The organism is Paludibacterium paludis (assembly GCF_018802605.1).
GTDB lineage: Bacteria > Pseudomonadota > Gammaproteobacteria > Burkholderiales > Chromobacteriaceae > Paludibacterium > Paludibacterium paludis.
Genome location: NZ_CP069161.1, coordinates 2,478,387 through 2,504,362, shown reverse-complemented (window position 1 = coordinate 2,504,362; position 25,976 = coordinate 2,478,387). Strand labels below are relative to the sequence as shown.

The 25,976-nt window shown below is 62.9% G+C and carries 19 protein-coding genes; 4 read left to right on the top strand and 15 right to left on the bottom strand.

Annotation, left to right across the window (positions count from 1 at the left end):
- Nucleotides 1-15: 15 nt before the first annotated feature.
- Together JNO50_RS11325 and hflX are read right to left on the bottom strand one after the other, a co-directional pair.
- Complete coding sequence (locus tag JNO50_RS11325) at nucleotides 16-1,098, bottom strand: RNA methyltransferase (protein ID WP_189534718.1); 1,083 nt, start codon at nucleotides 1,096-1,098, stop codon at nucleotides 16-18.
- 66 nt (nucleotides 1,099-1,164) lie between these two features.
- Complete coding sequence (hflX, locus tag JNO50_RS11320; protein ID WP_189534720.1) at nucleotides 1,165-2,553, bottom strand: GTPase HflX; 1,389 nt, start codon at nucleotides 2,551-2,553, stop codon at nucleotides 1,165-1,167.
- 246 nt (nucleotides 2,554-2,799) lie between these two features.
- Here hflX and JNO50_RS11315 point away from each other — a divergent pair, with 246 nt between their 5' ends.
- Nucleotides 2,800-4,539, top strand: coding sequence for a diguanylate cyclase domain-containing protein (locus JNO50_RS11315; RefSeq protein ID WP_189534722.1), 1,740 nt, complete (start codon nucleotides 2,800-2,802; stop codon nucleotides 4,537-4,539).
- A gap of 29 nt (nucleotides 4,540-4,568) precedes the next feature.
- On the opposite strand, the gene JNO50_RS11310 is transcribed toward JNO50_RS11315, so the two are convergent.
- From JNO50_RS11310 to JNO50_RS11280, 7 genes are all read right to left on the bottom strand, one after another.
- The gene (locus JNO50_RS11310; RefSeq protein ID WP_215796354.1) at nucleotides 4,569-5,450 is read right to left on the bottom strand and encodes an iron-siderophore ABC transporter substrate-binding protein; all 882 of its coding nucleotides are present in this window, start codon (nucleotides 5,448-5,450) and stop codon (nucleotides 4,569-4,571) included.
- Complete coding sequence (gene fhuB / locus JNO50_RS11305) at nucleotides 5,447-7,456, bottom strand: Fe(3+)-hydroxamate ABC transporter permease FhuB (protein WP_189534724.1); 2,010 nt, start codon at nucleotides 7,454-7,456, stop codon at nucleotides 5,447-5,449. Before fhuB ends, JNO50_RS11310 begins: the two co-directional genes overlap by 4 nt.
- Before the next feature lie 11 nt (nucleotides 7,457-7,467).
- Nucleotides 7,468-8,229 (bottom strand): ABC transporter ATP-binding protein, encoded by a 762-nt coding sequence (locus tag JNO50_RS11300; RefSeq protein WP_189534726.1) that lies wholly within the window; start codon nucleotides 8,227-8,229, stop codon nucleotides 7,468-7,470.
- Entirely contained in the window at nucleotides 8,213-8,968 is a 756-nt protein-coding gene (locus tag JNO50_RS11295; RefSeq protein ID WP_189534728.1) for a siderophore ferric iron reductase, read from the bottom strand. The genes JNO50_RS11300 and JNO50_RS11295 overlap by 17 nt, the downstream gene beginning before the upstream one ends.
- A gap of 84 nt (nucleotides 8,969-9,052) precedes the next feature.
- The gene (locus JNO50_RS11290) at nucleotides 9,053-10,873 is read right to left on the bottom strand and encodes an IucA/IucC family protein (RefSeq protein ID WP_189534729.1); all 1,821 of its coding nucleotides are present in this window, start codon (nucleotides 10,871-10,873) and stop codon (nucleotides 9,053-9,055) included.
- On the bottom strand, nucleotides 10,870-11,442 hold the full coding sequence (locus tag JNO50_RS11285; protein ID WP_189534732.1) for a GNAT family N-acetyltransferase: 573 nt from the start codon (nucleotides 11,440-11,442) through the stop codon (nucleotides 10,870-10,872). The genes JNO50_RS11290 and JNO50_RS11285 overlap by 4 nt, the downstream gene beginning before the upstream one ends.
- On the bottom strand, nucleotides 11,439-12,779 hold the full coding sequence (locus JNO50_RS11280; protein ID WP_189534734.1) for a lysine N(6)-hydroxylase/L-ornithine N(5)-oxygenase family protein: 1,341 nt from the start codon (nucleotides 12,777-12,779) through the stop codon (nucleotides 11,439-11,441). The genes JNO50_RS11285 and JNO50_RS11280 overlap by 4 nt, the downstream gene beginning before the upstream one ends.
- A 371-nt stretch (nucleotides 12,780-13,150) precedes the next feature.
- On the opposite strand from JNO50_RS11280, the gene JNO50_RS11275 reads away from it, so the two are divergent.
- Nucleotides 13,151-15,310 (top strand): TonB-dependent siderophore receptor, encoded by a 2,160-nt coding sequence (locus JNO50_RS11275; protein ID WP_189534736.1) that lies wholly within the window; start codon nucleotides 13,151-13,153, stop codon nucleotides 15,308-15,310.
- Between the two features lie 285 nt (nucleotides 15,311-15,595).
- Here the strand turns inward: JNO50_RS11275 and JNO50_RS11270 are convergent, their stop codons facing one another.
- Complete coding sequence (locus JNO50_RS11270; protein ID WP_189534738.1) at nucleotides 15,596-17,563, bottom strand: tetratricopeptide repeat protein; 1,968 nt, start codon at nucleotides 17,561-17,563, stop codon at nucleotides 15,596-15,598.
- A gap of 318 nt (nucleotides 17,564-17,881) precedes the next feature.
- Here JNO50_RS11270 and JNO50_RS11265 point away from each other — a divergent pair, with 318 nt between their 5' ends.
- Complete coding sequence (locus tag JNO50_RS11265) at nucleotides 17,882-18,451, top strand: GNAT family N-acetyltransferase (RefSeq protein WP_215796353.1); 570 nt, start codon at nucleotides 17,882-17,884, stop codon at nucleotides 18,449-18,451.
- 225 nt (nucleotides 18,452-18,676) lie between these two features.
- On the opposite strand, the gene JNO50_RS11260 is transcribed toward JNO50_RS11265, so the two are convergent.
- The 5 genes from JNO50_RS11260 to rluD form a co-directional block, all read right to left on the bottom strand.
- Complete coding sequence (locus JNO50_RS11260; RefSeq protein WP_189534740.1) at nucleotides 18,677-19,762, bottom strand: ribonucleotide-diphosphate reductase subunit beta; 1,086 nt, start codon at nucleotides 19,760-19,762, stop codon at nucleotides 18,677-18,679.
- A 65-nt stretch (nucleotides 19,763-19,827) separates the two neighbouring features.
- Nucleotides 19,828-20,043: a hypothetical protein gene (locus JNO50_RS11255; protein WP_189534742.1), complete on the bottom strand. Its 216-nt coding sequence runs from the start codon at nucleotides 20,041-20,043 to the stop codon at nucleotides 19,828-19,830.
- Nucleotides 20,044-20,120: 77 nt separating this feature from the next.
- Nucleotides 20,121-22,964 (bottom strand): ribonucleoside-diphosphate reductase subunit alpha, encoded by a 2,844-nt coding sequence (locus tag JNO50_RS11250; RefSeq protein ID WP_189534745.1) that lies wholly within the window; start codon nucleotides 22,962-22,964, stop codon nucleotides 20,121-20,123.
- A gap of 368 nt (nucleotides 22,965-23,332) precedes the next feature.
- Nucleotides 23,333-24,076 carry a peptidoglycan editing factor PgeF gene (pgeF, locus tag JNO50_RS11245; RefSeq protein WP_189534747.1) on the bottom strand — a complete coding sequence of 248 codons (744 nt, stop codon included), beginning with the start codon at nucleotides 24,074-24,076 and terminating at the stop codon, nucleotides 23,333-23,335.
- A complete protein-coding gene (gene rluD / locus JNO50_RS11240; protein WP_189534749.1) occupies nucleotides 24,063-25,148 on the bottom strand; it encodes a 23S rRNA pseudouridine(1911/1915/1917) synthase RluD in 1,086 nt (361 codons plus the stop codon). The genes pgeF and rluD overlap by 14 nt, the downstream gene beginning before the upstream one ends.
- Here rluD and JNO50_RS11235 point away from each other — a divergent pair.
- Complete coding sequence (locus JNO50_RS11235; RefSeq protein ID WP_189534751.1) at nucleotides 25,147-25,938, top strand: outer membrane protein assembly factor BamD; 792 nt, start codon at nucleotides 25,147-25,149, stop codon at nucleotides 25,936-25,938. The genes rluD and JNO50_RS11235 overlap by 2 nt on opposite strands.
- Nucleotides 25,939-25,976: the final 38 nt, after the last annotated feature.

Here is a 25,976-nt window from a genome sequence, read left to right as displayed (position 1 = left end):
ACGGCGGGCTGACGTTCAGACCCGGTTCGAGGGCCCGGAGGTGTCCGGCGCGAGGACGTGCTGGCGCCGACGGCTCAGGCGGCTGGTATCGAGGGTCTCGGCGGCGCGGGCCCTGAGCTGGCCGCAACCTCCGTCGATGTCCTGCCCGGCCGAATCGCGGATCTTGGTCAGAATGCCGTTGTCGTGGAGGTGGCGGCGCATGGCCGCGATGTGCGCCGGATCGGGGCGCTGGAAAGTATCGTTTTCCAGGCTGTTATAGGGAATCAGGTTGAGTACGCCGTACTTGCCCTTCATCAGGCGCACCAGCGCGTCCATTTCGTCCCGGGTGTCGTTGATGCCGGCCAGCAGGGTCCACTGGTACTGGATCGGGTAGCCGCCGAGGCGGGCGTAGGCTTCGCCCTGTTCGATCAGGTCGGCCGGATCGATGCGGGGCGCGCGCGGTAACAGCTCGGCGCGCAGGTCGGCGCGCGTGGTGTGCAGCGACAGGGCGAGCGCGGGCCTGATCGCTTGTTTGGGCAACTGCTCGAAGACCCTGGAGTCGCCCACGGTGGAGAGCACCAGATTCTTGTGGCCGATGTTGCCGTCGGTGCCGAGGAGGTGAATGGCCTCGAGCACGTTGTCCAGGTTGTGCGCCGGCTCGCCCATCCCCATGAACACCACTTTCTTGACCGCGCGCAGGCGCCGCGCCAGTACCACCTGGGCGGCGATCTCGGCGCTGCCAAGCTGGCGCAGCAGGCCGGACTTGCCGGTCATGCAGAAGGCGCAGCCGACGGCGCAACCCACCTGGCTGGATACGCACAGGCCGCCGCGTGGCAGCAGCACGCTTTCCACCATTTGCCCGTCCTCCAGTTCCACCAACAGTCGCAGCGAGCCGTCGGCGGCCGGGTGTTGCGAGCGGACGCGCGCGAGCGCGTCGAGTCGGGCGGCGACGGGTGCGAGTCCGTCGCGTACCCGTACCGGAAAATAATCCTCGCCCTTCTGGCGGCGGGTGCCGGCGTCCAGCGCGATGCCCTTGAGCCAGGCGCGGGTGATTCGTCCGACGTGGCAGGGGCGGGCGCCGATATCGGCCAGGGACTGGTGCAATTCGCGGATACGCATGCGAAGGGTCCGTACAGAAATCCATGTGAAGCGGCCCGGGGCTGGCCCGGGCCGGGGAGGGGGCGCTCAGACTTCCCAGTATTCCTTTTCGCGGCCGCGCGAACCGGGGTTCAGGGTTTCGTGCAGTTCGCGCAGTTTTTCCGGTTCGCCGCGCACGCGGAACCGGCTGCCGTCGTCCTCGGTGCGTTCTTCCAGCACTTCGCAGTAGCGGTAGATCTCGCCGCGCAGTTGCTGTTTGGCCCAGGGCAGCAGGATTTCGTCGTCGACCAGCTCCTGACGGAAAAAGGATACGATGGTGTCGCGCAGGGTCGCGACCATTCCGGGGTTCAATGCGCTGGTGATGACGCAGCCCGGGTAGCGCTGTTGCAGTTCCAGAGTCCGGGCGGCCCGGGCTTCCTCGTCGCCCACATGGTCGATCTTGTTGAACACGCGCAGGCGTGGCACCTCGTCGGCGCCGATTTCCCGCAGCACTTCGTCGGTCACCTCCAGCTGGCGTTCGAAGCCGGGGTCGCTGGCATCGATCACATGCAGCAGCAAGGCGGCATCCAGCGCTTCTTCCAGGGTGGACTTGAACGAGGCGACGAGGCCGTGAGGCAGGTTCTTGATGAAGCCCACCGTGTCGCTGACCAGAATGCGCGGCACGGTTTCCGGATGGATGGCGCGCACGGTGGTGTCCAGCGTGGCGAACAGTTTGTTCTCCACCAGTACGTCGCTGCCGGTCAGCGCGCGCATCAGCGTGGATTTGCCGGCGTTGGTGTAGCCGACCAGCGAAACACCGCCGAGCCCTTGACCCTGGCGTTCCAGACGGCGCGCGCGCTGGGTCTTGCGTTCCAGTTCCATCGCGACGATCTCGCGCTGCAGCTCGGCGATGCGGTCGCGTACCTTGCGGCGGTCCAGTTCGGTATGCGATTCGCCGGCGCCGCGGCCGCCGGTGCCGCTGCGCTGACGGCCTTGCGGGCCGGCCAGCTTGGCCGCTTCGCGCAGGCGCGGGGCCATATAGCCCAGACGGGCGATTTCCACCTGCGCCCGGGCGGCGCGCGAGCGGGCGTTGCGATGGAAAATCTCCAGGATGACCATGGTGCGGTCCATCACTTCGCAGCCGACGGCCAGCTCCAGGTTGCGGGCCTGGGACGGGGAGATCTCGTGATCGATCAGCACCGCGTCGATTTCCATGAACGACGGGTCGCGGTCTTTGGGGGGCAGGTGCGACTGAGCTTCTTCGAGACCCCGTTCGACAAAGAGCTTGATCTCGTCCAGCTTGCCCGTGCCAAGATACGCCGTGCGGTCAAAGCCGCCGCGTTTTTGCGTGAAGGTGCGCACGACCCGATAACCCAGGGTTTTGGCCAGTTCGCGCAGTTCGGTGAGGGACGCCTCGAATTCCTCGTCGCTGACCGTCGGCAACTGGACCGAGGCCACGATGGCAAGGAGTGGCTTCTCGTTGACTTCTGTATGCATGGGCAGGGGCTTTGCTTGGAAACGAGCACGGATCTTACGCGAAAACAGCGCGTTGCGCAGGAGTGAGTGCGCAAGAGGGCCTGGTCGACGGTTCGTCGCGCGGTGAAATGCGCTGGCGTGCCGCGCGATGTCGGTCATTGGGTCCCGGTGCGGCATCCGTCACCGCGGAGCCGATGCATTGCACATGCGGTTTGTCATGCGTTTGGACTACACTGTGAGCCACCCTGACATTGCCCATACTTTTTCATGCTGATTTTTCTGAGCGGCCTGTTTCTCTTGCTGGTGCCGGGCATGGTTTTTTTCGCTCTGCATCAAAGCCGTTTCCGGCGTTGGATGCACGGTTATCCGGAAGCGATTCTGGTGGTCGATCAATCCGGCGCCATCCGTTATGCCAATATCCGTGCCGCGCAATTGGCCGGACTTGCGCCGCACGCGCTCTGCGGAACCCCGATCCGCCGCTGGCTGCCGGGGGACAAGGGCAATTACGAGCCGGTCTGGCGCACGCTGTTCGCCGCATCGGGCACCCGGGCCAGCGGCAATCTGGGACTGCATGAGTGGCGCGACGAGCAGGGCGGCGCGGCAACGTTGCAGATGCATGCCACGGCAATGCCGAAAGACAAGGCGGTGATGCTGGTTTTACGGGTGCCCCACGAACAGCATCCGGATCAACCCGGGCTCTATCTTGCCGACAAGCTCCTGAAAACCGCCGAAAGCGACGCCGGCATCGGCTCCTGGGTGCTGCATGTGAAAAGCGGACAACTGGACTGGAGCCACGCGGTGCACCGTCTGTTCGGCACCGATCCGGACACGTTCTCGCCAACCGAGCAGGCGTATTTTCAGTGTGTGCATCCCGATGACCGGGAGCGGGTGCGGGCCGAGCTGGACTACCACACGCGATTTTCCCCGACATTCGATGTCGAGTACCGGATTACCCGTCCCGATGGGCAGGTCCGCGATCTGTTGGAACGCAATCACGTTCACCGCACGGATGCCGGGCAGATCGACCACCTGTGGGGCACCGTCATCGATATGACCGAGCACAAAAGGCTGAAGCATCAGCTGCAGCTCTCCCAACTGGCGGTCGAGCACTGCTCGGAAGGGATCGCCATCGCCGACAGCGAGATGAACTGGCTGTATGTGAATCCCGCTTTGAGCCGGATGTGCGAATCCGGTGGCGCCGATTTGCTGAAGGCCATGCCGTCTTTCCAGTTGTACGACGAAGACCGCACGCTCGGCAAAAACGAGCTGCGCGCGCTGCTTGCCGAGGCATCTGAGTGGCAGGGGGAGTTGAATCTGGTGAGCGCCGGATGTCGGCCGGTGTCCGCTCTGGTGTCCGTCACCCGCCTGCGGCCGGACGCGAGCGGGGAGACCGGCGCCGATTCCGTGTGGGTGCTGACGGATATTTCCGGCATCAAGGAAACCGAGCGCAAGCTGCGTACCATGGCCTATTTCGACGGACTCACCGGGCTTGCCAACCGCGCCCGCTTCAGTGACCAGTTGCGCTGGCATATTCAGGAGGCCGCGGCCCATTCCCGGCAAGTCGCCATCGCGTTCGTGGATCTCAATGGTTTCAAGCAGGTGAACGACCTGCTGGGCCATGAAGTGGGCGACCAGGTGCTGTGCGAAGTGGCGCAACAATTGCGCGGAGCGAGCCGGGCGGGCGATCTGGTGGCGCGCTGGGGTGGGGACGAGTTCGCCATTCTGCTGCCCGACATCACCGGCACCTCCGTATCCTTGCCCTTGCTGGAGCGGCTGCGTCACGCCGTGAGCATAAGCCGGCAACAGAACGGCCGGCGGCTGGACATCACGGCGAGCGTGGGCGTCGCCGTCTACCCCTCCGCCGCGACAAGCCCGGAGCTGCTGATGCAATACGCCGACAAGGCGATGTACGCCGCGAAGAACGATGGCGGTCGGACGCTGTGGCTGCATGACACGGAAGGGTTACGGGCGTTGCGGAACGGGAATGAGCTCACTTCCCACGCGTGAAGGTGGATCGCCGCCGTTCCGCTGCGGCATCAGGGAGAGGTGGCCGGGCGGGGAAGGCTCAGCAAGGCTTCGCTCAACGCTTCGGCCAGATATTGCAGCGACGCGACTCCGCCATAGGTCCAGGTGGAACGCACCGCGGCGAACTGCCGGTTACGCACGAAGGGCATGGCCCGCCACAAGGGGGTGTTGAACAGTTTTTCGGACGCGTCGAATGGCTCGAGGTACAGCACGCTGCCGGGAGGCAGCCGGCCCAGGCTGGCCACTTTTTTCTGGGTGACCCCCCAGGTGGTGGCCGCTTGAGGCCAGAGGGGGGAAATACCGAGCTGCTTGAGCGCGTACTGCGGCATCGAGTTGTCGCCATAAAGATAGAGCACCGCCGGATTGGCGAAGCGGATGACCGCGACGCCGGGCAGTCGGTCGCCGTAGTGGGCGTGCAGTTGCCGGCGCAGTTGCGCGAAGCGCCTGTCCATGGCGGCAAGGCGTACCCGGGCCTGCCTTTCCCGGCCAAACCGTTCGGCCAGCTGCAGGAATTGCTGGCGCGCGACCAGGGCGTTGTCATGGTCCGCGCGGTAGCTGTCCAGCAGCAGGACTGGCGCGATTCTGGACAATCGGGGGTGAAGGTCGGACAGGGTCGGGCTGATGATGATCAGATCCGGCTTCAGCTCGGCCAGCAGTTCCAGATTCGGCTCCAGCCTGCTGCCCGCGTTGAGCACCTTGCCGGGTAGCGCGGGGCGTACCACCCAGCGCTGGTAGTCGCCGGCATCGGCCACCGCGATCGGTGTCACCCCGAGTTCCAGCAATTGTTCGGCGGACTCCCAACTGAGCGCGACCACACGGGTCGGCGCGGCCGACGCCTGGCGGCAGAACAGCAGGCAGACACACAGGCAGAAGCAGCGGGCGAGGTGTCTCACGGTCTTCCTCCCTGCCTGGCGCGCGCGCGCAACAGCAGCAGCATGAAATAGGTGCCGCAGACCACCGAGGCAACAATGCCGACCGGCATCTGCAGGGGATAGATCAGGTTGCGGCCCAGCCAGTCGGCCAGCAGCATCAGCAGGCCGCCCAGCAGCGGCGCCAGCAGCAACTGAGGCACCACCCGGCGGGCGCCTAGCAACGTGGCCATGTGCGGCGCCAGCAGGCTAAGAAAGGTGACCGGTCCCATCACGCTGGTTACCAGCGAGCACAGCAGGGCCGCCAGCAGCAGCAACAGCAGCCGTACGCGGCCCAGCGGCAGGCCGCGTGCCAGGGCCATGCCGTCGCCTATGGCGATCAGCGTCAATGCGCGCTGGAGCAGCAAGGCCAGACCACCAAGCAGCAGAACCCCGAACGCCAGCATCAGGGCCTGGTCGGCCAGGACGCGATAGGTGGAGCCCGCCAGCCAGCCGAGGATGGCGAAACTGTCGACTTCGCCCTTGGCCAGGGCGAACTGCAAGGCCGCGTCCAGCAGCGCCGACAGCGAAATGCCCACCAGCGCGAGCATCGCCGGCGAGTAGCGGTGGCGGCGGCCCAGCCACAACAGAGCCAGCAGCACCAGCATGCAACCGCCGAACGCGACCTGAGGCCCCGCTTCGTTGATGGGGCCGCCCCGGATAAAGGCATACAGCAGCAAGGCCATGGTGGCGCCGGAGGACAGTCCCAGAATGTCCGGACTGGCCAGCGGGTTGCGCAGCAGTCTTTGCAGCAGCACGCCGGCCAGGGCGAGTCCGGCGCCGGAGGCGAGGGCGGCGAGTGTGCGCGGCCAGCGCAGTTCCCAGACCAGCGCGGATGGCCAGGCCCACTGCCAGCCATGCGTGCCGCGCGCCAGTGTCAGGCTGAGCCCGGCCAGCAGCACGCAGCAAACCAGCAGCAGCGGCCAGAACCAGGCGCGCCGCTTGCCCTGCGGCGTTGTGCGGGCCATGCCGAACTGGTCTTCCGCGCTGAGCGGCCGCCGGGCCAGCCACAGCAGGGCCGGGGCGCCGACCAGCGCCGCCGCCGCGCCGCTGGGCACCACGTCGGCCGACCAGTGGCTGAAGGCGAGGGCGATCCCGTCGGTGCTCAACAGCAGCACGGCGCCGAGCAGGGCGCTGTAGAGCAGTTCGTCGCGCGCGCCGCGCGCGCCAAGCAAGCGTGCCAGATTGGGCGTCACAAGTCCGATGAAACCGATCAGCCCGACGGCGGTGATCGCTGTCGAGCTTAGCCACAGCGCGGCCAGGAACAGCAGGAGCATCATCGGCCACAAGGCCAGTCCGCGCGCTTGCGCGCCACTGCCGCCCAGACGCAGCAGCATCAGCGGCCGTGGCGCCAGCCATGCCACCAGCAGCGCGGCGGGCAGCAGCCTTGGCCATAGCCATTGCGGCCAGCGCCAATCGCTTTGCGCGAGGTCTCCGGCTCCCCAGATGAACAGGTGGCGGGTGTACTGGTCGTGAAACATCACCAGCGCCGAAGCGACGGCGCCCAGCAGCAGGTTGATGGCCATCCCGGACAACACGACCGGCAAGCCGTTGATGCCGCGGGCGCCGGCGATCAGCAGCACCAGCAGCACCGCCAGCAGGGCGCCGCCGAGCGCCGCCCATTCCCCATGCCGTGCCGCGAGGGCCGGCCAGTACAGTGTGCTCAGCACCAGCCCCAGCCAGGCCCCGGACGATGCGCCGATGGTCATGGGCGACAGCAGCCGGTTCTGCGTCAGCTGTTGCAGCAGGCTGCCGGAAAGGCCCAGCGCCGCGCCCACCAGCACGGCCATCGCCGCGCGCGGCAGACTGGTGTCCAGGTATTGCCAATCGTCGAAGGACAGGGCGCTTCGGCCGTCAAGCAGCGTCCATTGACTGCTCAATGGCAGCCGGGTGTCGAGCTGCAGGTGGCCGAACAGCAGTATCAGGCCCAACAGGGCGGTCAGGACGTAACGTTGCGGTCGACGGCGGGAAACTATGGGTTTGGTAAGCATCGGCGGGCGGTTCAGGCGACGGTGGCGATCCATTGTTGCCGGTAGGGAATCAAGTCGATGTCGATGTCGTAAAGTTCCGACAGCAGCGACGCGGATTGCAACTGGCGGGGTGCGCCATCGAAAAACAGCCGGCCTTGCTTGAGCGCGATGATGCGGTCGGCGAACCGGCAGGCCAGGTTGACGTCGTGCAGGATCGCCACCACACCGCGTCCGGCCTCCTGCCTGAGCCGCCGCAGCAGCGCGAGCAATTCGTACTGGTGCGACAGGTCCAGGGCTGACGTGGGCTCGTCCAGCAACAGCAACGGCGCCTGCTGCGCCAGCAGCATGGCGATCCATGCCCGCTGGCGCTCGCCGCCGGAGAGCAGATCCAACAGATGGTCGCCATGATGGACGATGTCGGTCTGGCGCATCGCCTGTTCGACCTGTTGCCGGTCTTCCCGGTTCCAGCGTCCCAGCAGGCCGCGCCAGGGGAAACGGCCCAGGCGGATCAGCTCGCGCACGGTCAGTCCCGCCACGTCCGGCAACCGTTGAGGCAAAAAGGCCACTTGCCGGGCGAAGCGGCGCTGCGACAGGTTGTGCAGCGGCTCGCCGCGCAGGGTGATCCGGCCCTGATCGGGGGCGATCTGGCGTGCCAGCAGATTCATCAGCGTGGACTTGCCCGAACCGTTATGGCCAAGGATGACGGTGAGCTGATCCCCGGCCAGGGTCAGCTGTTCCAGTTGCAGGATCAGGCGCTGATCACGGCGCACCCGGATATCAGTCAGAGACAGCATCGGCGAATTCCTGCCGGAGGCGCGTCAGGCGCTGCTCCAGGCTCAGTTTGGGGCAGGTGCTGCACAGTTCGCCGTCGCAACGGCGAAAGTGTTGGCAGCACACTTTGCGGTGCAGGGCCAGCCGCTGCCGTCCGCCGGACAGCGGCACCCGCATCAGGCCGCTGGCGTCGGGCAGCTCCAGCGCGGCGAGCCAGCGTCGCCCCAGCCGTTCCAGCGCTTCGTCGTCCAGGCCGGGATGGCATTGCTGCGTATGCAGTAGCGCCGCCATGACGCAGTCGGCCTTCAGCCGGCCCGCCAGTTTGGCGTGGACTTTCTGCACGGCGTTCAGGTCGGCGAACAGGCGCTCGCAGACGAGCCGGATTTCCGCGCAGGCGGCCTGGATCAATTGCGTTTCGCTGCCGGCATGAGGCTGGTGTTCCGGAAGGGAAAACCCCGAGATGAATCCTTGGGTGGCGCGCTGGCCAAGCGTGGCCAGGCGCGGGGCCAGATGGCCCAGATGTACGCTGAGCACGCTGAGGTAGACCGGCTGCCATACCAGCAGGCTCCAGCAGCGGCTGGACCAGTAGTGCGGTCCGGCCTCGGGGTGCGCCTGCTGCCAATGATCGCGCAGCGCCTGCAACTGGCGGCGGTTGTCGGCGCCGACCACGATGGCGTCCGGATCGGGCGCGCCCACCCGGCCATCCAAGCCGGGCAGGCAGTTCTTTACCCGGTGCAGCAGCAGGGGAAGCGTGTTGTCCATATTCGTCCAGCGATAGCGGTGACGTTGAAAGCGCAAGCCGCGCGGCGTGTGGCGATGTTGATCACGATGATCGTGTCCCCTGTGTCAGTCGGGCTGGCGGAAGGCGGCGATCGGATTGACCAGCGTGCCGGCGAATTTCAGGTTTTTCGCGGGATCGGCCAAGTCGATCATCTGCTGGTTGTTGGCCAGTTGCAGCCGGTTCAGGCACGACAGGGTGAACCGCGGCGCGAAGAGGTCGTGGCGTGCGAATTTCTCCGCCAGATCGGGCCGTCCGGACTGATAGTCGCGCACGCAGTCCGCCACCGCGCGCCAGAAGCCCTGTTCCGGATAGCCAGCCTGCTCTTCCAGGATCGGAGCCATGTAGCGGAAAAAACCGTCGAAGATATCGGTGAACAGCGACAGGATCTTCAACTCCTCCGGCACCGAGACCGACAGGCGCGAGATCTTTTCCGGCAGGGCGGCGTTGGCGTCGAGAATGGCGGTTTCCTCGGCGATATCCTTCATCAGCGCCCGTACCGGCGCATTGTCTTCCAGCACCAGGATCAGGTTTTCCCCATGCGGCATGAACACCATGTCGTGGTGGTAGAAGCAATGCAGCAGCGGGGCCAGATAGGCGCGCAGATAGCGGCGCACCCAGTCGTCGGGCGTCAGGCCGGAGCTGCGGATCAATGCGGCCAGCACGGCGTGTCCGTCGTTGTCCAGATGCAGCAGCGCGGCCATGGTCATCAGTCTTTGCCCCGGACCCAATTGTGGCGCAGGGCTTTCGCGCCACAGCGCCGAGAACATTTTCTTGTAAGGGCTGTCCTGCTCGATGGCGCTCTCGTAGTAGTGGTTGCGAAAACCGATCGACGCGACTTCGCGCAGGATGCTGAAACCGTTGGCCCGCAGATAGGGGTCGGCGTCTATCCGCTGCTTTATCCATTCGTTGATCGCCGGCGTGGCCAGCATGTAGTAGGGCGACAGGCCGCGCATGAAGCCCATGTTGAGAATCGACAGCGAGGTTTTCACATAGCGTTTCTCGGGCCGGCTGATGTTGAACAGGGTGCGGATGGACTGCTGCGCGCGATAGGCGTCCTCGCCGTAGCCGAGGCAAACGATGTGTCTTCGGGCGACATCGGCGCAGAAGGCGATGGACAGCTTGTTGTGCCATTGCCAAGGGTGGGCCGGCATGAGCAGGTAGTCGTCCGGGTCCAGCGCCAGCGCGCGCAGCCGCTGCTCGAAGGCGGCCAGCGTGGCGGCGCCGAGCTCTTCCTGCATCAGCTGCTGATAGGACAGGTCGGAGAGGCTGGAGAACGTGGCCTGGCTTCGGTGCACCGCCAGCCAGACCAGCCGTATCGGCGACCCGGCCTCAGGCGCATAGGCACGGTAGTCGACGGCATCGAAACCGATGCGGCCGTTGTTGGCGATGAAGCTCGGGTGGCCCTCGCTCATCGAGGTTTCCACCGACTGGAAGTCGGCGCGGGTCAGCTCGTCGGCGCTGAGCGCGTGGCGGCCATGCTTGAAGGCGCTGCCGTACAGGGTGCTGCTGATCTCATCCAGGTAGAGCGGCATGGTGGCCTGACCGATGCCCAGCGGCGCGCTGAATTCGATGATGAATTGCAGCGCGTCCAGGGGCGCGTCCTGGCCGTTGATGCGTTTGCTGATCGAGGCGGCGTCGATCTGCCAGTGGTCGAGGCTCATGCGGCGCGCTTCGAAGCCATACTCTATCGCTTGCCCGGGCGCGCCGAGCCGGTACCGGCCTTCGCTCGCGTCGATGGCTTCCGGCCGCAGCAGCCGTTCATGGGCGAATTCGGACAGCGCCTTGCGCAACAGCAGGCGGTTGACCTTGGCCCAGACCTCGGGGTTGAGGTGCTGGCTGGCCTGTTCGGCCGGTTGACTGGCGGGCGGGATCATTACCGTGTTCATGGCGTGCCTTTGTCCTGGGTGGCGAGGAAGTGCCGGCGCTGGCAAAAGGCCAGGTGCGCCTGCTTGTGCGGGAGGGGGATTTCGCGTTCGTAGACGAAGCCCGCCCAGCGGTTGAGCGGATGAATCCTGGCGTTGCGCACGTCGGGCTCCACCACCACGCGTTGCGTGGCGGGGTGCCGGAACAGAAAGGCCAGGATTGTCGATATCACGGCGCGGGTAAAACCCGGCGTGTGCCGGGTGGGCGGCGCGGTCAGGAAATGCATGCCAACGTCGCCGGGTTCCACCGGGTAGTGCTGACCGACGATATCGTGGCCGGGGTCGTAGACTTCCAGCAGAAATGCCGGCTGATCTCCCAGCCACCCGAGGTAGGCTTGCGCATGGCCCGACTCCTGCAGTTTCCGGTAGTTGTCGAGGACATCTTCCAAGGAGGTGCCCTGCATGCCCCAGAAACGGGCATGGTCGCGGTTGACCCAGTCGTGCAGAAGGTTGGCGTCGCCCGGCAGATCCAGACCACGCAGCCGCATGGTGCCGACATCCGGGTAGTGGTGTTCGAATTCAACGGGGTTCATAGGTGGACCATCCCTGATGCCGGGGCGAGCTCCCGCTCCGGTTCCTGAGCCGGGACGGCGAACTGTTGAAAGGCGATTTTTTTCTCCAGCGGGTAATGCTCTTCCCCGGTGATTTCCCGCAGGATGTAGGCGTTGCGATAGCAGGCCATGCCCAGATCCGGCGTTGCCAGGCCATGGCTGTACAGGCCGACGTTCTGCACGAAAATCTCGCCGCCGTTCCTGTCCACGCTGTAGTTGCGCGCGACATCGAGCCGCTGCTTGCTGTCCCGGCTGATACGGTGTTCCAGAGGGTCCATGAACGCGGGCAGCCGGTAGGTGTAGCCGGTGGCCAGCACCAGGGAGGCGGTGCGGTGGCGGTAGTGCTGCCGCTGCTCTTCCTGGAAAAAGGTCAGCTCGAACTCGTTCGTGTCGCGGTTGAAGCCGCAACGGCGCAGTTCCGCGTTGGTCTGCAGGCTGGTGGGCACTTCACCGGTCAGTCGCTTGGTATACAGCAGATCGAAAATCGCGTTGATTAGCTGGCTGTTGATGCCCTTGTACAGACTCTTCTGGTCATGGATCAGTTGGTCGCGCGTGACCGGCGGCAGGCTGTGGAAGTAGTCGATATAGTCCGGGGATGTCATCTCCAGGGTCAGTTTGCTGTACTCCAGCGGATAGAAACGCGGTGCGCGGGTGAACCAGTGCAGGGTGTAGTGATGGCTGTCGATGTCCCGCAGCAGGTCGTAGTAAATCTCGGCGGCGCTTTGTCCGCTTCCGACGATGGTGATGGAGCGCCCGGACTGCAGCTCGGCCTTGTCCTGCAGGTAGCTGGCGCTATGGCTCGCCTGATCGCCCAGCGCCTGGCAGCACTCCGGAATGCAGGGAGTGGTTCCGGTTCCCAGAACCAGCTTGCGGGTGAGATAGCGGTGCCGCCCGCCACCGCGCAGATCGAGGCAGTGCACGTGATAGAGCCTTGAAGCCTCGTCGTACTCCACCCGGTCCACATAGTGTCCCAGTCGCACATTGGACAATTGACGCAGCGCCCACTGGCAGTACTGATTGTATTCGCTCCGCATCAGGAAGAAGTTTTCCTTGATGTAAAAGGAGTAGATGCGGCCGCTGGTCTTGACGTAGTTGAGAAAGCTGTAGCGGCTGGTCGGATCGGCCAGCGTGACAAGATCGGCCAGGAAAGGCGTCTGCAACGTGGCGTTTTCCAGCATCATGCCGGGATGCCAGTCGAAGCTCTCCATTTTGTCCAGGAACAGGGCCTTGACCCTGCGCAGCGGCTCGGTCAGGCAGGCGAGGCCAAGATTGAACGGCCCAAGGCCGATACCGATGAAGTCATGCACGGTGTTGTCCATGTGGTGCTCCTCAGTTGAATGCGGCGGCGCGGTTCGCGCGGCAATGGGCGAAACGGTCAATGTGGACGGCGGACTGCGGCTTGTCTGTGCCGGTCGGTCGGGGGTCCGGCGAAAGTGAGTCCTGGGGCTTCACCATGTCTTCCTCGAGGGGTTAGATGAGACAGGACATTTTTCTTTCCTTTCGGTTGAGTGCGTCGGCTTCAACGTGATTTCCCGGCGATGTTGCCATGAAAATAAATGATAATCAATATCATTTGATGCGAAAAATACCACAGAACAACACCTGTACGAAGGACGGGGACCACGGTTTGACTTTTTTGCTAATGGAAATCATTATCATTTGATCTATCGCAAAACAGAGGTCGCTTTTGATGTCGTCATCCAAGATGCTGTGCCTGGCCAAGCGGTTTGGCCGCGTGATTTGCACCACTGGGCTGGGTTTGGCCGTGCCGCTGGCGCACGCCGCCAAGGTGAGTGAAACCGTGCTGGAGACCGTGACGGTCACCGGTAATCGCGATGCCGGCGCCAACCAGCCGACGCAGGGCTACCAGGTATCCTCCAGTCTTTCCGCAAGCAAAACCGATACTCCGCTCAAGGAGATTCCGCAAGCGATATCGGTCGTGACCCGCGAGCAAATGAACGATCAGAAGCCGCGTACCGTCACGGAGGCGCTGCGCTACACGCCCGGTGTGTTCACCGGCGCGGTCGGCAGCACCACCCGTTACGACTACATCGTGCTGCGCGGTTTCAGCGATCATCCCACCGCCAATGAATTCCTGGACGGCTTGCGGCTGGTGGGCGACCCGGACGGTTACAATACCCTCCAGGTGGATCCGTTCTTTCTCGAGAGGCTGGACGTGATCCGGGGCCCGGCCTCCGTGACGTATGGCCAGGCCTCTCCGGGCGGACTGGTGGCGCTGACCAGTAAGCGGCCGCTGCCCGATGCCTACCACGCGATCGAGGTAACGGCGGGCAATCGCCGGCAACGCTCGGCGGCCATCGATTTGAGCGGACCGCTCGGCGGCGGTGGCGACCTGTCCTATCGGCTGGTGGCCAAGGGCTCCGCCGCGGACGAACAGCAGAATCATGCGAAGAGCGAAAGCTATACCCTGGCGCCGTCGCTGCTGTGGAAGATGAACGGCACCACCAGCGTGCTGCTGCAGGCCTATCTGCAAAACCAGCCCAAAACCGGTTACCACGGCGCCTTGCCGTACGAGGGGACGGTGGTCGATCACAATGGCCAGCGCATTTCCACCCATTTTAACGAAAGCTCTCCCGGCGACGGCATGTCGCGCCGGCAGCAGTTTTATGGTTATCAGCTGGAGCATGCCTTGAGCGGCGACTGGACGCTGCGCCAGAATTTCCGCTACCAGACCTCCACCGCCGACCTGAGGCAGTTCTCGCAAATCGGCTGGTCATCGGCCGCCCCCGGCAAACTGATGCGCTCGTACGCGCAAGCCCACGAAAGGTCCGAGTCCTTCATCGTCGACAATCAGCTGCAGGGGCGGCTGCGGACCGGCGACTTGGCGCACACGCTGCTGCTGGGCGTGGATTACCAGAAGGGCCATAACAACGGCTACAACTCCTACCAGTATCCGAGTACGACCATCGACGTGAACAATCCGGTGTACGACGATAGCCAAACGCCGTTCCGACCCACGCATTTCCGGCGCCATCGCGCCCAGACCGGGGTGTATGTGCAGGACCAGCTGGCCATGGACAAATGGCGTCTTACCCTGGGGCTTCGGCAGGACCATGCCGCGGTGTCGGATACCAACCCGCAAGCCGACATGACCACCCGATGGTCCGGCTCCAGATTGAGCAAGCGGTTGGGCATGGTGTATCTGGCGGACAACGGCGTGTCTCCGTACGCCAGCTATTCGGAGGGATTCGACCCCAGCATGGCCTACGCTACCGACCGCAGCGGCAATATCCTGAAACCGCTTGTCAGCCGTCAGAGCGAGCTGGGGTTGCGCTACCAGCCCCCGGGTAGCAAAACGCTGTTGTCGGCGGCGGTGTACAACCTGGTGCAGGACAACGTCGCGCAGTACAACCCGACCACGTTCTCGTACGACCCGGTGGGCCGGGTGCGCTCGCGCGGCGTGGAACTGGAGGCCAATGGGAAGTTCGGCAAGAACTGGTCGCTGCTCGCCGGGTATACCTATACCGACATGAGGGTGACGCAGGGGGCGATGCAGGGGAAAACGCCGTATCTGGCGCCGCGAGGCAAGGCCTCCTTGTGGGCGGACTACGCCGCGGACAATGGCGTGGGGATCGGCGGCGGTGTGCGCTACATTTCCCGCATGTGGGCCGACAGCGCCAATACGGCCGAAATCCCGGGCGTCACGCTGTTCGACATGTCGATCCGCGTTAATCTGGCGCGGTTCAGCCCGGGGCTCAAGGGTGTCAGCCTGCGCCTGAACGCCAACAACCTGTTCGACAGAACCTACGTGGCCTCGTGCTATAGCCTGTCTGCCTGCTATTACGGCGAAAGACGCAACGTCTCCGCTACCGCCAGCTACAAGTGGTGAACGGAACGCGGGTTGGCGGGCATTCGCCGGCCCGCGCGAAGGTCAAAAAACGGTTGCCTGCGTAACTGTCCGGAATAGGGCGTTCACGACAAAGTCAGAGTGAGCCCCAAGCCGGGCAGGGCGCCCCTGAACAGGATGGTGCGCGAGGTTGGCCGATCGCTTCCGAACGGTGACCTCTGTGCTCGAGGAGGCGCCTGCGCGGATCTTCAGCCGTGCTTTCGGGCGAACGATCATGCAAAATCCGAAGTGACGCGAGCTGGGAACCTCTGCGAAACAAGCGATTCATTACCCCTCTGAAATTCTTTGCAGCCACGCCTGATATGTTGAGGCGACATTCGTTGGCTGAGCCTCCATGTGCGCGTTGAGCTCATCCGACATGCCGAATATTTTCCATACCAGTGGCGCGAGGCGTGCTGTGGGGCTATTCGACTGCCCTGCTTCACGTAGCAGCTGCAGGCTGCGTTCCTTGTACTCGGCAAGGACGTCGGATTTGTAATCAAACGCTTTGCCCAATCCGGACAAATACATTAGCTTTGGTGTTTCTACCGTCGGCCAATGAAGCGCCATATTGAGAGGCCAGTCGAGCATGGAACGCTCGCCCCACAAAACGGACTTGGATATGTGTTTGCTAGCTAAAAGCATCAGAATAAAAGCCTGCCCAAGCTCGGTCAGATATACCGGCATAACTTCGGCATTGGGGTGCTGATAGAAGGTATCCAATGCTTGCGCACGCTTAAGGCCGATACGGGCTAGCAGGCGCTTCTCCAGCACGAGTATCATGGCTCCGAGTTCCGCCTGAATTGCCTTACCACTTTCGCTGGCTTGCTTGGCACGGGTACCACAGTCCCAGAGGCTCAGGGAAATCTGCCACTCAGTGGCATCGCCCTCACCGGAACTACCAATTTTTCCCGTTACGAAGTACTTCATCTCGGGCGGGGCTATATCGAAGAGCGCATTGCCATCGATTTCATCGCCCGATACAACCGGGCCACCGTCTTCAACGATCTGGATGAAGAAGCTGCTGGCGTAGTCGCTCCAGTAGTGCGCAGCCTCAGCCAGATAGAGCGGAATGGCACGCGTGAGACGTCCAAGATCGTCTTCCCGTTGAGATTCGGCGCGTTCGTGTCCGTCCATGATTTTTGAAAAAGCGAAGAAGCCTATTCTTGGGGCATCTTCAGGTTTCTGCGCGAAGAGCCAGTCCGCATTGCGCAGGCCGTAATGCCATATTGGCTGATTCAGGGCAAGGGTGGCAACTTTCAGACTATCCGGATCAAACGGCTTGTCTTGTTCAGCTTCCTTGCGCATTTCCTGGAAGGCTTGAGCGCATTGATCGAGATACTGCTTGAAAGGTGCCAAGCCCAGCGCGTACATGCGAGAAAGTAGAGCTTCGCCCTCATCGACCTTGCCGAGCTGATGATAGGCTTTCAACAGGTTAAGGCCTGTCACCGGGTCATGTTGGTGCTCATTGTAGATCGGGCCGATCAGCTCCAAGATCAGGGGAACTTGGCCATTATTGCCCAAGTCACCGGAGATCATCGTTAGTGTACCGCTGTCGTATAAGCCAGCAGCAAGCACTTCGGTGTACAGAGTACGGGCGGCTTCGATCGCCTTGTGTTCTAAATGATGGCGGGCCAGCCATAGCTTTGCGCGCCAGCTGCCGGGCAGTGCTGCTGCTGTATGCAGAGCCTGCAAATAACCGGCTTCGCCACCGCGCTCCCGTTGGATGGCGGCCCACCAGAGCAGGCCATTATCCATATTTGGATCGGTTTGTACCGCTTGCCAGAGGATTTCGTCGGCGCGGGGCTGATTTCCTCGTTCAGCAAACACCTTGGCCAGATTGGTCAGGAGAGTAGCGGTTGCGCCAGCTTTCGTGATTCCTTTGCGTAACACGTCTTCTGCTTCGTCAAGCAGACCGTTTTTCATTAACACGATGCCACGGACCGAGTGGCTGCGCTCGGGAATGCCGTCAATCTCCAGCAAGCGCTCAGTTGCAGCCAGCAGGTCTGTTGCGAAGCCATCGTTAATACCAGAGATAATCAGGTTGTAAATCTCGGCTGCGTCATTCCACTTCTGTTGCAGGTTCGGCAGGAAAACTTTGTCACGCCACTCGCTGCGCGTGATCTTGAGCTCTCGGCCGTAGGCATCATAGACCGTAATGGGCTCGTTATTTGCCTCCTCAGTTGGGGAAATAGGTCCTCTAACGGTAGAGGGAGAATTTTTGCCGCCCAAAGCGGAGAGGATGCGTTTGAGCATGGATTGTTCGTGGCGATGTGGTGGCTAAAAAGAAGTAAATATTTTTTCATTTAAAATAGCACAATATTTTATCTGAATGTTTGTTATTGTTGGGCACTGTTGCATAAATCCTGAACAGAGGGAGGTTCCCCCTTTTTTCAAGCGGATTTACGTTACAGCCACTGTGCACGGGAAGGTGTACATAATTTTGTGTGAATGGGCATTTGGCCGCACACTACTGTATCGAAGGCGCCGTAATGACCGAACTGAAACGCACTCGTACCAAATGCACCAAAGCCAACCCTGAACTCGTCAAGCTGGGGAGATATTCAAGTTCTAGTGGAATTGAATGAATGGGAGGCTAGTGTAATTGTAGATTTGCCGCCAGAGCTGAATTTGAATGGATTTTACCTGCGACAATTGGCGCTAGAAGATGTGGCTGATTGGTATGCATATTTGCGCATGCCGGAGGTGAACGAATTTACGAGTTGGAATCTTCAATCGGAGAAAGACCTGGAGCCTTTCGTCGATTCCGCTAAGCTTTTCACACCCACGTCGCCTATTCGGTTGGCTATCGTGGATCGTAAAATAGGTCGACTGGTTGGTGTCATTGGTTTTCATACCATCTCTGACGTGAACAGAAGTGCCGAGATCACCTACGATCTCGCTCCTCAGTATTGGGGTCGAGGCATCGGTACCGAGGTGTGTCGTACAGTAACGGCATGGGCGCACCGCACACGTGGTTTTCTGCGCATTCAAGGTACGACACTGGAAACGAATGCACGCTCGGAGAGCGTGCTTCAGAGGTGCGGGTATCAATATGAAGGGTTATTACGTGCTTATCGCATGGTTCGCGGCGTGCCGGGCAATTTCAAAATGTTCTCGCACCTGGCTTCTGACCCCGATTGAGCGTGCCACGGCGATGTGGATAATCGGGAAGGGGCGGAGGCGGATACATGCCAATGTTTCGGTGAGAACTCACTCCAATTTTTGATACTACCGATCACGCTATGAAAAAGGCCCTGTAATAACAGGGCCTTTTCTTTGGCCAAAGCAAGATTTCATGCTTTGGCTATCGGAAATTGCAAACTTTGACTACAAAATTTCAACCTTTCCGATTTCTGACAACACCTCTTAGTCCCAGCTCAGCGCACCGCCGGTCTGGTATTCGGTGACCCGGGTCTCGAAGAAGTTCTTTTCCTTCTTCAGGTCGATCATCTCGCTCATCCACGGGAAGGGGTTGGTCACGCCCGGGAAGAGCGGTTCGAGGCCGATCTGCTGCATGCGGCGGTTGGCGATGAAGCGCAGGTACTCCTTGAACATGCTGGCGTTCAGGCCCAGCACGCCGCGCGGCATGGTGTCCTCGGCGTAGGCGTACTCGAGTTCGACCGCCACCTTGAACAGCTGGGTGATGTCGGCCTTGAAGCTCTCGGTCCACAGTTGCGGGTTTTCCATTTTCACGGTGTTGATCAGGTCGATGCCGAAGTTGCAGTGCATCGACTCGTCGCGCAGGATGTACTGGTACTGTTCGGCGGCGCCGGTCATCTTGTTCTGGCGGCCGAGGGCCAGGATCTGCACGAAGCCGACGTAGAAGAACAGGCCTTCCATGATGCAGGCGAACACGATCAGGGAGCGCAGCAGTTTCTGGTCGTTTTCCAGGGTGCCGGTCTTGAAGCTCGGGTCGGTCAGCACATCGATGAACGGGATCAGGAATTCGTCCTTGTCGCGGATCGACTTGATTTCGTGGTAGGCGTTGAACACTTCGCCTTCATCGAGGCCCAGGCTCTCGACGATGTACTGGTAGGCGTGGGTGTGGATCGCTTCGTCGAAGGCCTGGCGCAGCAGGAACTGGCGGCATTCGGGGGAGGTGATCTGACGGTAGGTGCCGAGCACGATGTTGTTGGCCGCGAGGCTGTCCGCCGTCACGAAAAACCCCAGGTTGCGCTTGACGATGCGCATCTCGTCTTCGCTCAGCTGCCCGGTTTTCCATTGCTCGATGTCGCGCTGCATGTTCACTTCCTGCGGCATCCAGTGGTTCGCGCATTGGGCGAGGTACTTTTCCCAAGCCCACTTGTGCTTGAACGGAACGAGCTGGTTGACGTCGGTGGTGCCATTGATGACGCGCTTGTCGACCACGTTCACCCGGTGGGTGCCGTGGATATCCATCGAGTTGGTGCCGGCGGCCGGCTGTTTTGCCGACGGTTCTTCGAAATTCAGCATCACGGTTTCCTTGATTTGTTCTGTTGGTCCGGCCACGTCGGGCCGCTTCAATCGGTGAGGGTGGTTCAGTTGGGCAGGGCGATGGCCTGCGGCACCGCGCACAGCTCGGTACCGAGCGGATTGCCGCCGGGGGATTGGGCGACGGCGATCGTGCCGGTCGCGTCGTCGGGTTGGCCGGTCAGGCCGCGGGTGGCCACATTGACCACCACGGTGCGGTCGGCGAGGGTGCGCGCCGCACCGTCGTTTCCGATTCCCAGCGAAGTATAAAGCGTTGCGCTCATGATCATGTCCCTTGCAGGGTTGGGCGTATCCCGCCATCCCGAAACCGGCCCGTACGGACCGGTTTGAAGATGGGAGGTTACTGGCAGGACTCGCAATCCGGGTTGTCGATCGAGCAGAACTTCGCGTCGGTCGCCGGCAGCATTTCCTCGGCGCGGGCTTCCGCGTAGCCGCCCGTCACCGGCACCGCGTTGAGTTCGCCGCCGCGGCCGGTCGACTTCTCGGCGTTCGACGCCGCCAGGGTGCGCAGGTAGTAGGTGGTCTTCAGACCGCGCGTCCAGGCGAACTTGTAAAGCTCGTCCAGTTTCTTGCCCGAGGCGCCCGCCATGTAGAGGTTCAGCGACTGGGCCTGGTCGATCCACTTCTGGCGGCGCGCGCCGGCTTCGACGAGCCATTTCGGATCCACTTCGAACGCGGTCGCGTAGATGCTCTTCAGCTCCGCCGGAATGCGGTCGATGCGGCCAAGGCTGCCGTCGAAGTACTTCAGGTCGCCGACCATCACTTCGTCCCACAGGCCGAGTTTCTTCAGGTCGCGCACCAGGTACTCGTTGGTGACGGTGAACTCGCCGGACAGGTTGGACTTCACGAACAGGTTCTGGAACGTCGGCTCGATGGACGCCGACACGCCGATGATGTTGGCGATGGTCGCGGTCGGGGCGATGGCCAGGCAGTTCGAGTTGCGCATGCCGTGCTCGCGGATGCGTTCGCGCAGCGCGTTCCAGTCCAGGCGCTCGGTGCGGTCGATCTCGAGATAACCGCCGCGCTCGGCCGCCAGGAGGTTCAGGCTGTCATGCGGCAGGATGCCGCGATCCCACAGGCTGCCCTTGTAGGACGGGTAGCGGCCGCGCTCGGCGGCGAGCTCCGTCGACGCCCAGTAGGCGTGATAGGCCACGAGCTCCATCGACTCGTCGGCGAACTCGACGGCGGCGTCGGAGCCGTACGGAATGCGCTGGATGTGCAGGCAGTCCTGGAAGCCCATGATGCCCATGCCCACCGGGCGGTGTTTCAGGTTGGCGTTGCGCGCCTTCTTCACCGGATAGAAGTTGATGTCGATCACGTTGTCGAGCATGCGCATCGCGGTGCGCACCGTGCGGCCGATCTTTTCGCCATCGAGCTTGCCGTCCTTCATGTGGTTGGCGAGGTTGACCGAACCCAGGTTGCACACGGCGATCTCGTCGTCATTGGTGTTGAGCGTGATCTCGGTGCAGAGGTTGGAGCTGTGCACCACGCCCATGTGCTGCTGCGGGCTGCGGATGTTGCACGGATCCTTGAACGTCATCCACGGATGGCCGGTCTCGAACAGCATGGTGAGCATCTTGCGCCACAGGGAGAGGGCGGGAATGCGCTTGAAAACCTTCAGCTCGCCGCGCTCGGCCATCGCTTCGTATTCGCGGTAGCGCTTCTCGAACGCCGCGCCGAACAGATCGTGCAGATCCGGGCATTCGGACGGGGAGAGCAGCGTCCAGTCCGCGCCTTCCATCACGCGCTTCATGAACAGGTCCGGAATCCAGTTCGCGGTGTTCATGTCGTGGGTGCGGCGGCGGTCGTCGCCGGTGTTCTTGCGCAGTTCCAGGAATTCCTCGATATCGGCGTGCCAGGTTTCGAGGTAGGCGCACACCGCGCCCTTGCGCTTGCCGCCCTGGTTCACCGCCACGGCGGTGTCGTTGACCACTTTCAGGAACGGTACCACGCCCTGGGACTTGCCGTTGGTGCCCTTGATGTGAGAACCCATCGCGCGCACCGGGGTCCAGTCGTTGCCGAGGCCGCCGGCGAACTTGGAGAGCAGGGCGTTTTCCTTGATGGCTTCGTAGATGCCGTCCAGGTCGTCGCCCACGGTGGTCAGGTAGCAGCTGGAGAGCTGACTGCGGCGCGTGCCGGAGTTGAACAGGGTGGGCGTCGAGGACATGAAGTCGAAGGTCGACAGCACGTTGTAGAACTCGATGGCGCGCGTCTCGCGGTCCACTTCGTTGAGCGACAGGCCCATCGCCACGCGCATGAAGAAGGCCTGGGGCATTTCGATGCGCACGTCGTCGACATGCAGGAAGTAGCGGTCGTACAGGGTTTGCAGACCGAGGTAGCCGAACTTCAGGTCGCGGTCGGCGTTGAGCGCGGCGCCAAGACGCGCGAGGTCGAATTCGCCGAGGCGTTCGTCAAGGAGCTCGGCCTCGATGCCGCGGGCGATGTATTGCGGGAAGTAGGCGGCGTACTGGGCACCCATCTCTTCCTGGCTGACCGCTTCGCCGAGGATTTCCAGGCGGATGTTGTTCAGGAGCAGGCGCGCGGTCACGTAATCGTAGGCCGGATCCTGCTCGATGAGGGCGCGCGCGGCGAGAATGGAGGACTTGTTGACCTCTTCCTCGGGCACGCCGTCATAGATGTTCTTCAGGGTTTCGCCGAGGATGGCGTCCACGTCGGTGGCGGCAAGGCCCGCGCAGGCCGACTCGATGGTTGCGCGCAGCCGGGCCATATCGAGGGGCTGGCGCGCGCCGTTCTTGCGCAGCACGTTGATGGTCACGTTGGCGAGCGCTTCGCCGCGCGCGGCGCGCTCGCGGGTGCGTTCTTCACGGTAGAGCACGTAGGCGCGGGCCACGTCGTGCTCGCCCGAGCGCATCAGCGCGAGTTCGACCTGGTCCTGGATCTCTTCGATATGGATCGCGCCGCCTTCGGGTTTTCTGCGCATCAGCGCGCCGACCACCATCTCGGTCAACTGGGCAACCTTGTCGCGGATGCTGGCCGAGGTGGCGCCCTGGCCGCCCACGACAGCCAGGAACGCCTTGGTCGTGGCGATGGAAATCTTGACCGGCTCGAACGGCACGACGGAGCCGTTGCGGCGGATGGTCTTGTACTGGCTGTAATCGGCGGAAGGTGCGGCGGCGCGTCCGAGTTCGGCGGCGGTTTGCCCTTCGAAGGTGGTCAGTTGCATGTTGCCCTCTGTTGGGTGGTATCGGCCTTCAGCCCGCGTTCATCGTTCGATGTTTTTTCGCAGCAATCCGGGCTTGTGGACAATTCTGTTGAAAACCTGTGCGCGGCCTGTGGGTAAACACAATATATGCGGTATTTCAGTCACGCTGACGCAAATTCTAGTGGTGAAAGAGGGAGGCTTCAAGTCTTGACACAAGGCAAAAATACGGAAAGCCGCATCAAATCGGGATCGGAGGCGGAGAGAAATTTTCGCGGGACTTGGCTGAGCGCGGTCGGGCGGGCGGGAAAGGCAGTATGGACGGGCTGTGTGACGCGGGTGTGACGCATTGGCGAATACGCCACACCCTTGTGTGAATTTTTACCAGGCGGTCAGGATCCGGCGCCATCGAGCCAGATCAGGCTCGCCATGCGTCCGGTCCGCCGGTCGCGCCGGTAGGAGAAGAACCTCGCCCGGTCGATCACCGTGCAGAAGTCGCCGCCGGACACATCGCCGACCCCGAGCTTCGCGAGGCGCAGCCTGGCGAGCCGGTAGATGTCGGCGAGGAACTTGCCGTCGCCGATCGGCGCGAACGCGTCGACGCAGGCGGGATCGGTGGCGATGAATGCTTCGCGCACCTCGCCGCCGACTTCGAACGCATCGGGGCCGATGGCGGGGCCGAGCCAGGCCATCAGCGAGCCGGCCGGCACGCCCATTTCGCGGACCGTCGCGTCGATCGCGCCGTTGGCGAGGCCGCGCCAGCCGGCGTGGCAGGCGCCCACCACGGTGCCTTCGCGATCGCACAACAGCACCGGCAGACAGTCCGCGGTCATCACCACGCAGACCGCGCCGGGCGCCCGGGCGACGCTGGCGTCCGCGTCGGGCATGTCTTGCGCGCGCGCGGCATCGACGACCGTCGTGCCGTGCACCTGGTTGAGCCAGGCGGGTTCGGCGGGCAGATCGCGGCGCAACAGTTCGCGATTGCGGCGGACCGCCTCGGGGTCGTCCCCCACGTGCAGCCCGAAATTCGCGCCGTCGAACGGCGGTTCGCTGACCCCGCCGCGGCGCGTGGTGATCAGCGTGCGCACGTTGGCCGGCGCCGGCCAGTCCGCCGCGAAGCCGTCAATGCCGGACATAGTGCACCTCCACGTCGTAATCGTCGTCGTCCCAGTCGTCCTCGTCGTCGTCCCCGTCCTCGATGGCCTGTTCGAAGCCGGATTCGCCGCGCAGGATGGCCAGCAGATGGCGCATGTCATCGGGCAGGGGCGCTTCCCAGCTCATCGTTTCGCCGGTCGCGGGATGGACGAGGCTCAGGCGGAACGCATGCAGCGCCTGGCGGCCGAGGGCTTTCACGGCGGCCGCGACCTCGTCCTGCATCGCTTGCCGGGGATTGCCGTAGAGGGGGTCGCCCGCCAGTGGGTGACGCGCCTCGCGCATGTGCACGCGGATCTGGTGGGTGCGGCCGGTTTCCAGGCGGCACTCGATATAGGAATGGCTGGCGAAACGTTGCAGCACCCGGATGTGGGTGATGGCGCTCTTGCCGCCGAACTTCACCACCGCCATGCGCAGGCGGTTATGCGGATCGCGGCCGATATTGGCGTCGATCGCGCCGTCGAACGGCACCACGCCGTCGGCCACCGCGCGGTAGATGCGGCTCACGGTGCGGGCCTGAAGCTGCCGCACAAGCTCGGTCTGAGCCGGAACGGTTTTGGCGACCACCATCAGGCCGCTGGTTTCCTTGTCCAGGCGGTGCACGATGCCGGCGCGCGGGACCTGGGCAAGCGCCGGGCAGTGGTGCAGGAGGCCGTTGAGCAGGGTGCCGCTCCAGTTGCCGGCGGCGGGGTGAACCACGAGACCGGCGGGCTTGTCGATGACCAGGATGTGATCGTCCTCGTAGATGATGGGCAGATCCATCGGCTCGGGCGCGAATGACGTTTCTTCCCGGCTTTGTTGTACGGCCACCTCGATTTTGTCGCCGCCGAGCAGTTTGTGTTTCGGGGGAACGGGCTTGCCGTTGACAAGCACCGCGCCGTCCTTGATCCATTGCTGCAAGCGGCTTCGCGAGTAGTCCGGAAGCAGGCGGGCGAGAGCCGCGTCGAGCCGTTCACCGCCCATGGAGAGCGGAACGTCGAAAAGCCGTGTCGAGGTGGATACCTCGTTCTCCGAGATGTCGCTATAATCGTCGGAATCGAAATAAGGATCGGTCATGAAGAGATACGTTGCAGCACTGTTGGTTGTGTCGGGCCTCACCGCTTGCGCCACTACCGAAACCTACGATGAGACGCGCGGCTGGAGCGTGGAAAAACTGTACGCCGAAGCCCATGATGAACTGAATAGCGGTAATTATAACCGGGCTGTCAAGTTATACGAAACGCTGGAAGCGCGCTATCCGTACGGACGCTTCGCCCAGCAGGCCCAGATGGATATCGCCTATGCCCAATACAAGGACAACGAGGCGGCCCTGTCCATTACCGCGTGCGACCGTTTCATCAAGCTGCACCCGACCCATCCGAATCTGGACTATATCTACTATCTGAAGGGTCTCGTCTATTTCAATGACGACTCGGGTCTGCTCGGCAAGTGGGCCGGGCAGGACATGAGCGAACGCGATCCCAAGGCCCAGCGAGAAGCCTTCCTCGCTTTCCGCGAGCTGACCGTGCGCTATCCTGACAGCCGTTACGCGCCGGACGCGCTGGACAAGATGAACAAGCTCGTGGACGCGCTCGGCGGACACGAAATGCATGTGGCCCGCTACTACATGAAGCGCGGCGCCTATGTGGCGGCGGTCAACCGCGCCCAGGGCGTGGTGAAGGATTACGCCAACACGCGCTATGTGGAAGAAGCGCTGGCGCTGTCCGTCGAGGCCTACCGGCGCCTCGGTCTGACCAAACTGTCCGACGACAACCGCCGCGTGCTGGCGGCGACTTTCCCCAAGAGCGCCTACCTGCAGGGCAAATGGGCGGTGGAAGAGCTGCCCTGGTGGAAGTTCTGGAAGTAAGTCCGGGCCGCTCCGCCGACACGACAACAGCCCGCGTT

Bases quoted from the DNA above. Each gene is read 5' to 3' on its own strand.
- JNO50_RS11295 (WP_189534728.1), bottom strand. From the start codon at position 8,968: ATGGACAACACGCTTCCCCTGCTGCTGCACCGGGTAAAGAACTGCCTG.
- JNO50_RS11260 (WP_189534740.1), bottom strand. From the start codon at position 19,762: ATGCTGAATTTCGAAGAACCGTCGGCAAAACAGCCGGCCGCCGGCACC.
- JNO50_RS11285 (WP_189534732.1), bottom strand. From the start codon at position 11,442: ATGAACCCCGTTGAATTCGAACACCACTACCCGGATGTCGGCACCATG.
- JNO50_RS11325 (WP_189534718.1), bottom strand. From the start codon at position 1,098: ATGCGTATCCGCGAATTGCACCAGTCCCTGGCCGATATCGGCGCCCGC.
- JNO50_RS11250 (WP_189534745.1), bottom strand. From the start codon at position 22,964: ATGCAACTGACCACCTTCGAAGGGCAAACCGCCGCCGAACTCGGACGC.
- hflX (WP_189534720.1), bottom strand. From the start codon at position 2,553: ATGCATACAGAAGTCAACGAGAAGCCACTCCTTGCCATCGTGGCCTCG.
- rluD (WP_189534749.1), bottom strand. From the start codon at position 25,148: ATGACCGATCCTTATTTCGATTCCGACGATTATAGCGACATCTCGGAG.
- JNO50_RS11235 (WP_189534751.1), top strand. From the start codon at position 25,147: ATGAAGAGATACGTTGCAGCACTGTTGGTTGTGTCGGGCCTCACCGCT.
- JNO50_RS11280 (WP_189534734.1), bottom strand. From the start codon at position 12,779: ATGGACAACACCGTGCATGACTTCATCGGTATCGGCCTTGGGCCGTTC.
- JNO50_RS11290 (WP_189534729.1), bottom strand. From the start codon at position 10,873: ATGAACACGGTAATGATCCCGCCCGCCAGTCAACCGGCCGAACAGGCC.
- JNO50_RS11270 (WP_189534738.1), bottom strand. From the start codon at position 17,563: ATGCTCAAACGCATCCTCTCCGCTTTGGGCGGCAAAAATTCTCCCTCT.
- JNO50_RS11315 (WP_189534722.1), top strand. From the start codon at position 2,800: ATGCTGATTTTTCTGAGCGGCCTGTTTCTCTTGCTGGTGCCGGGCATG.
- JNO50_RS11275 (WP_189534736.1), top strand. From the start codon at position 13,151: ATGTCGTCATCCAAGATGCTGTGCCTGGCCAAGCGGTTTGGCCGCGTG.
- fhuB (WP_189534724.1), bottom strand. From the start codon at position 7,456: ATGCTTACCAAACCCATAGTTTCCCGCCGTCGACCGCAACGTTACGTC.
- JNO50_RS11255 (WP_189534742.1), bottom strand. From the start codon at position 20,043: ATGAGCGCAACGCTTTATACTTCGCTGGGAATCGGAAACGACGGTGCG.
- JNO50_RS11300 (WP_189534726.1), bottom strand. From the start codon at position 8,229: ATGCTGTCTCTGACTGATATCCGGGTGCGCCGTGATCAGCGCCTGATC.
- pgeF (WP_189534747.1), bottom strand. From the start codon at position 24,076: ATGTCCGGCATTGACGGCTTCGCGGCGGACTGGCCGGCGCCGGCCAAC.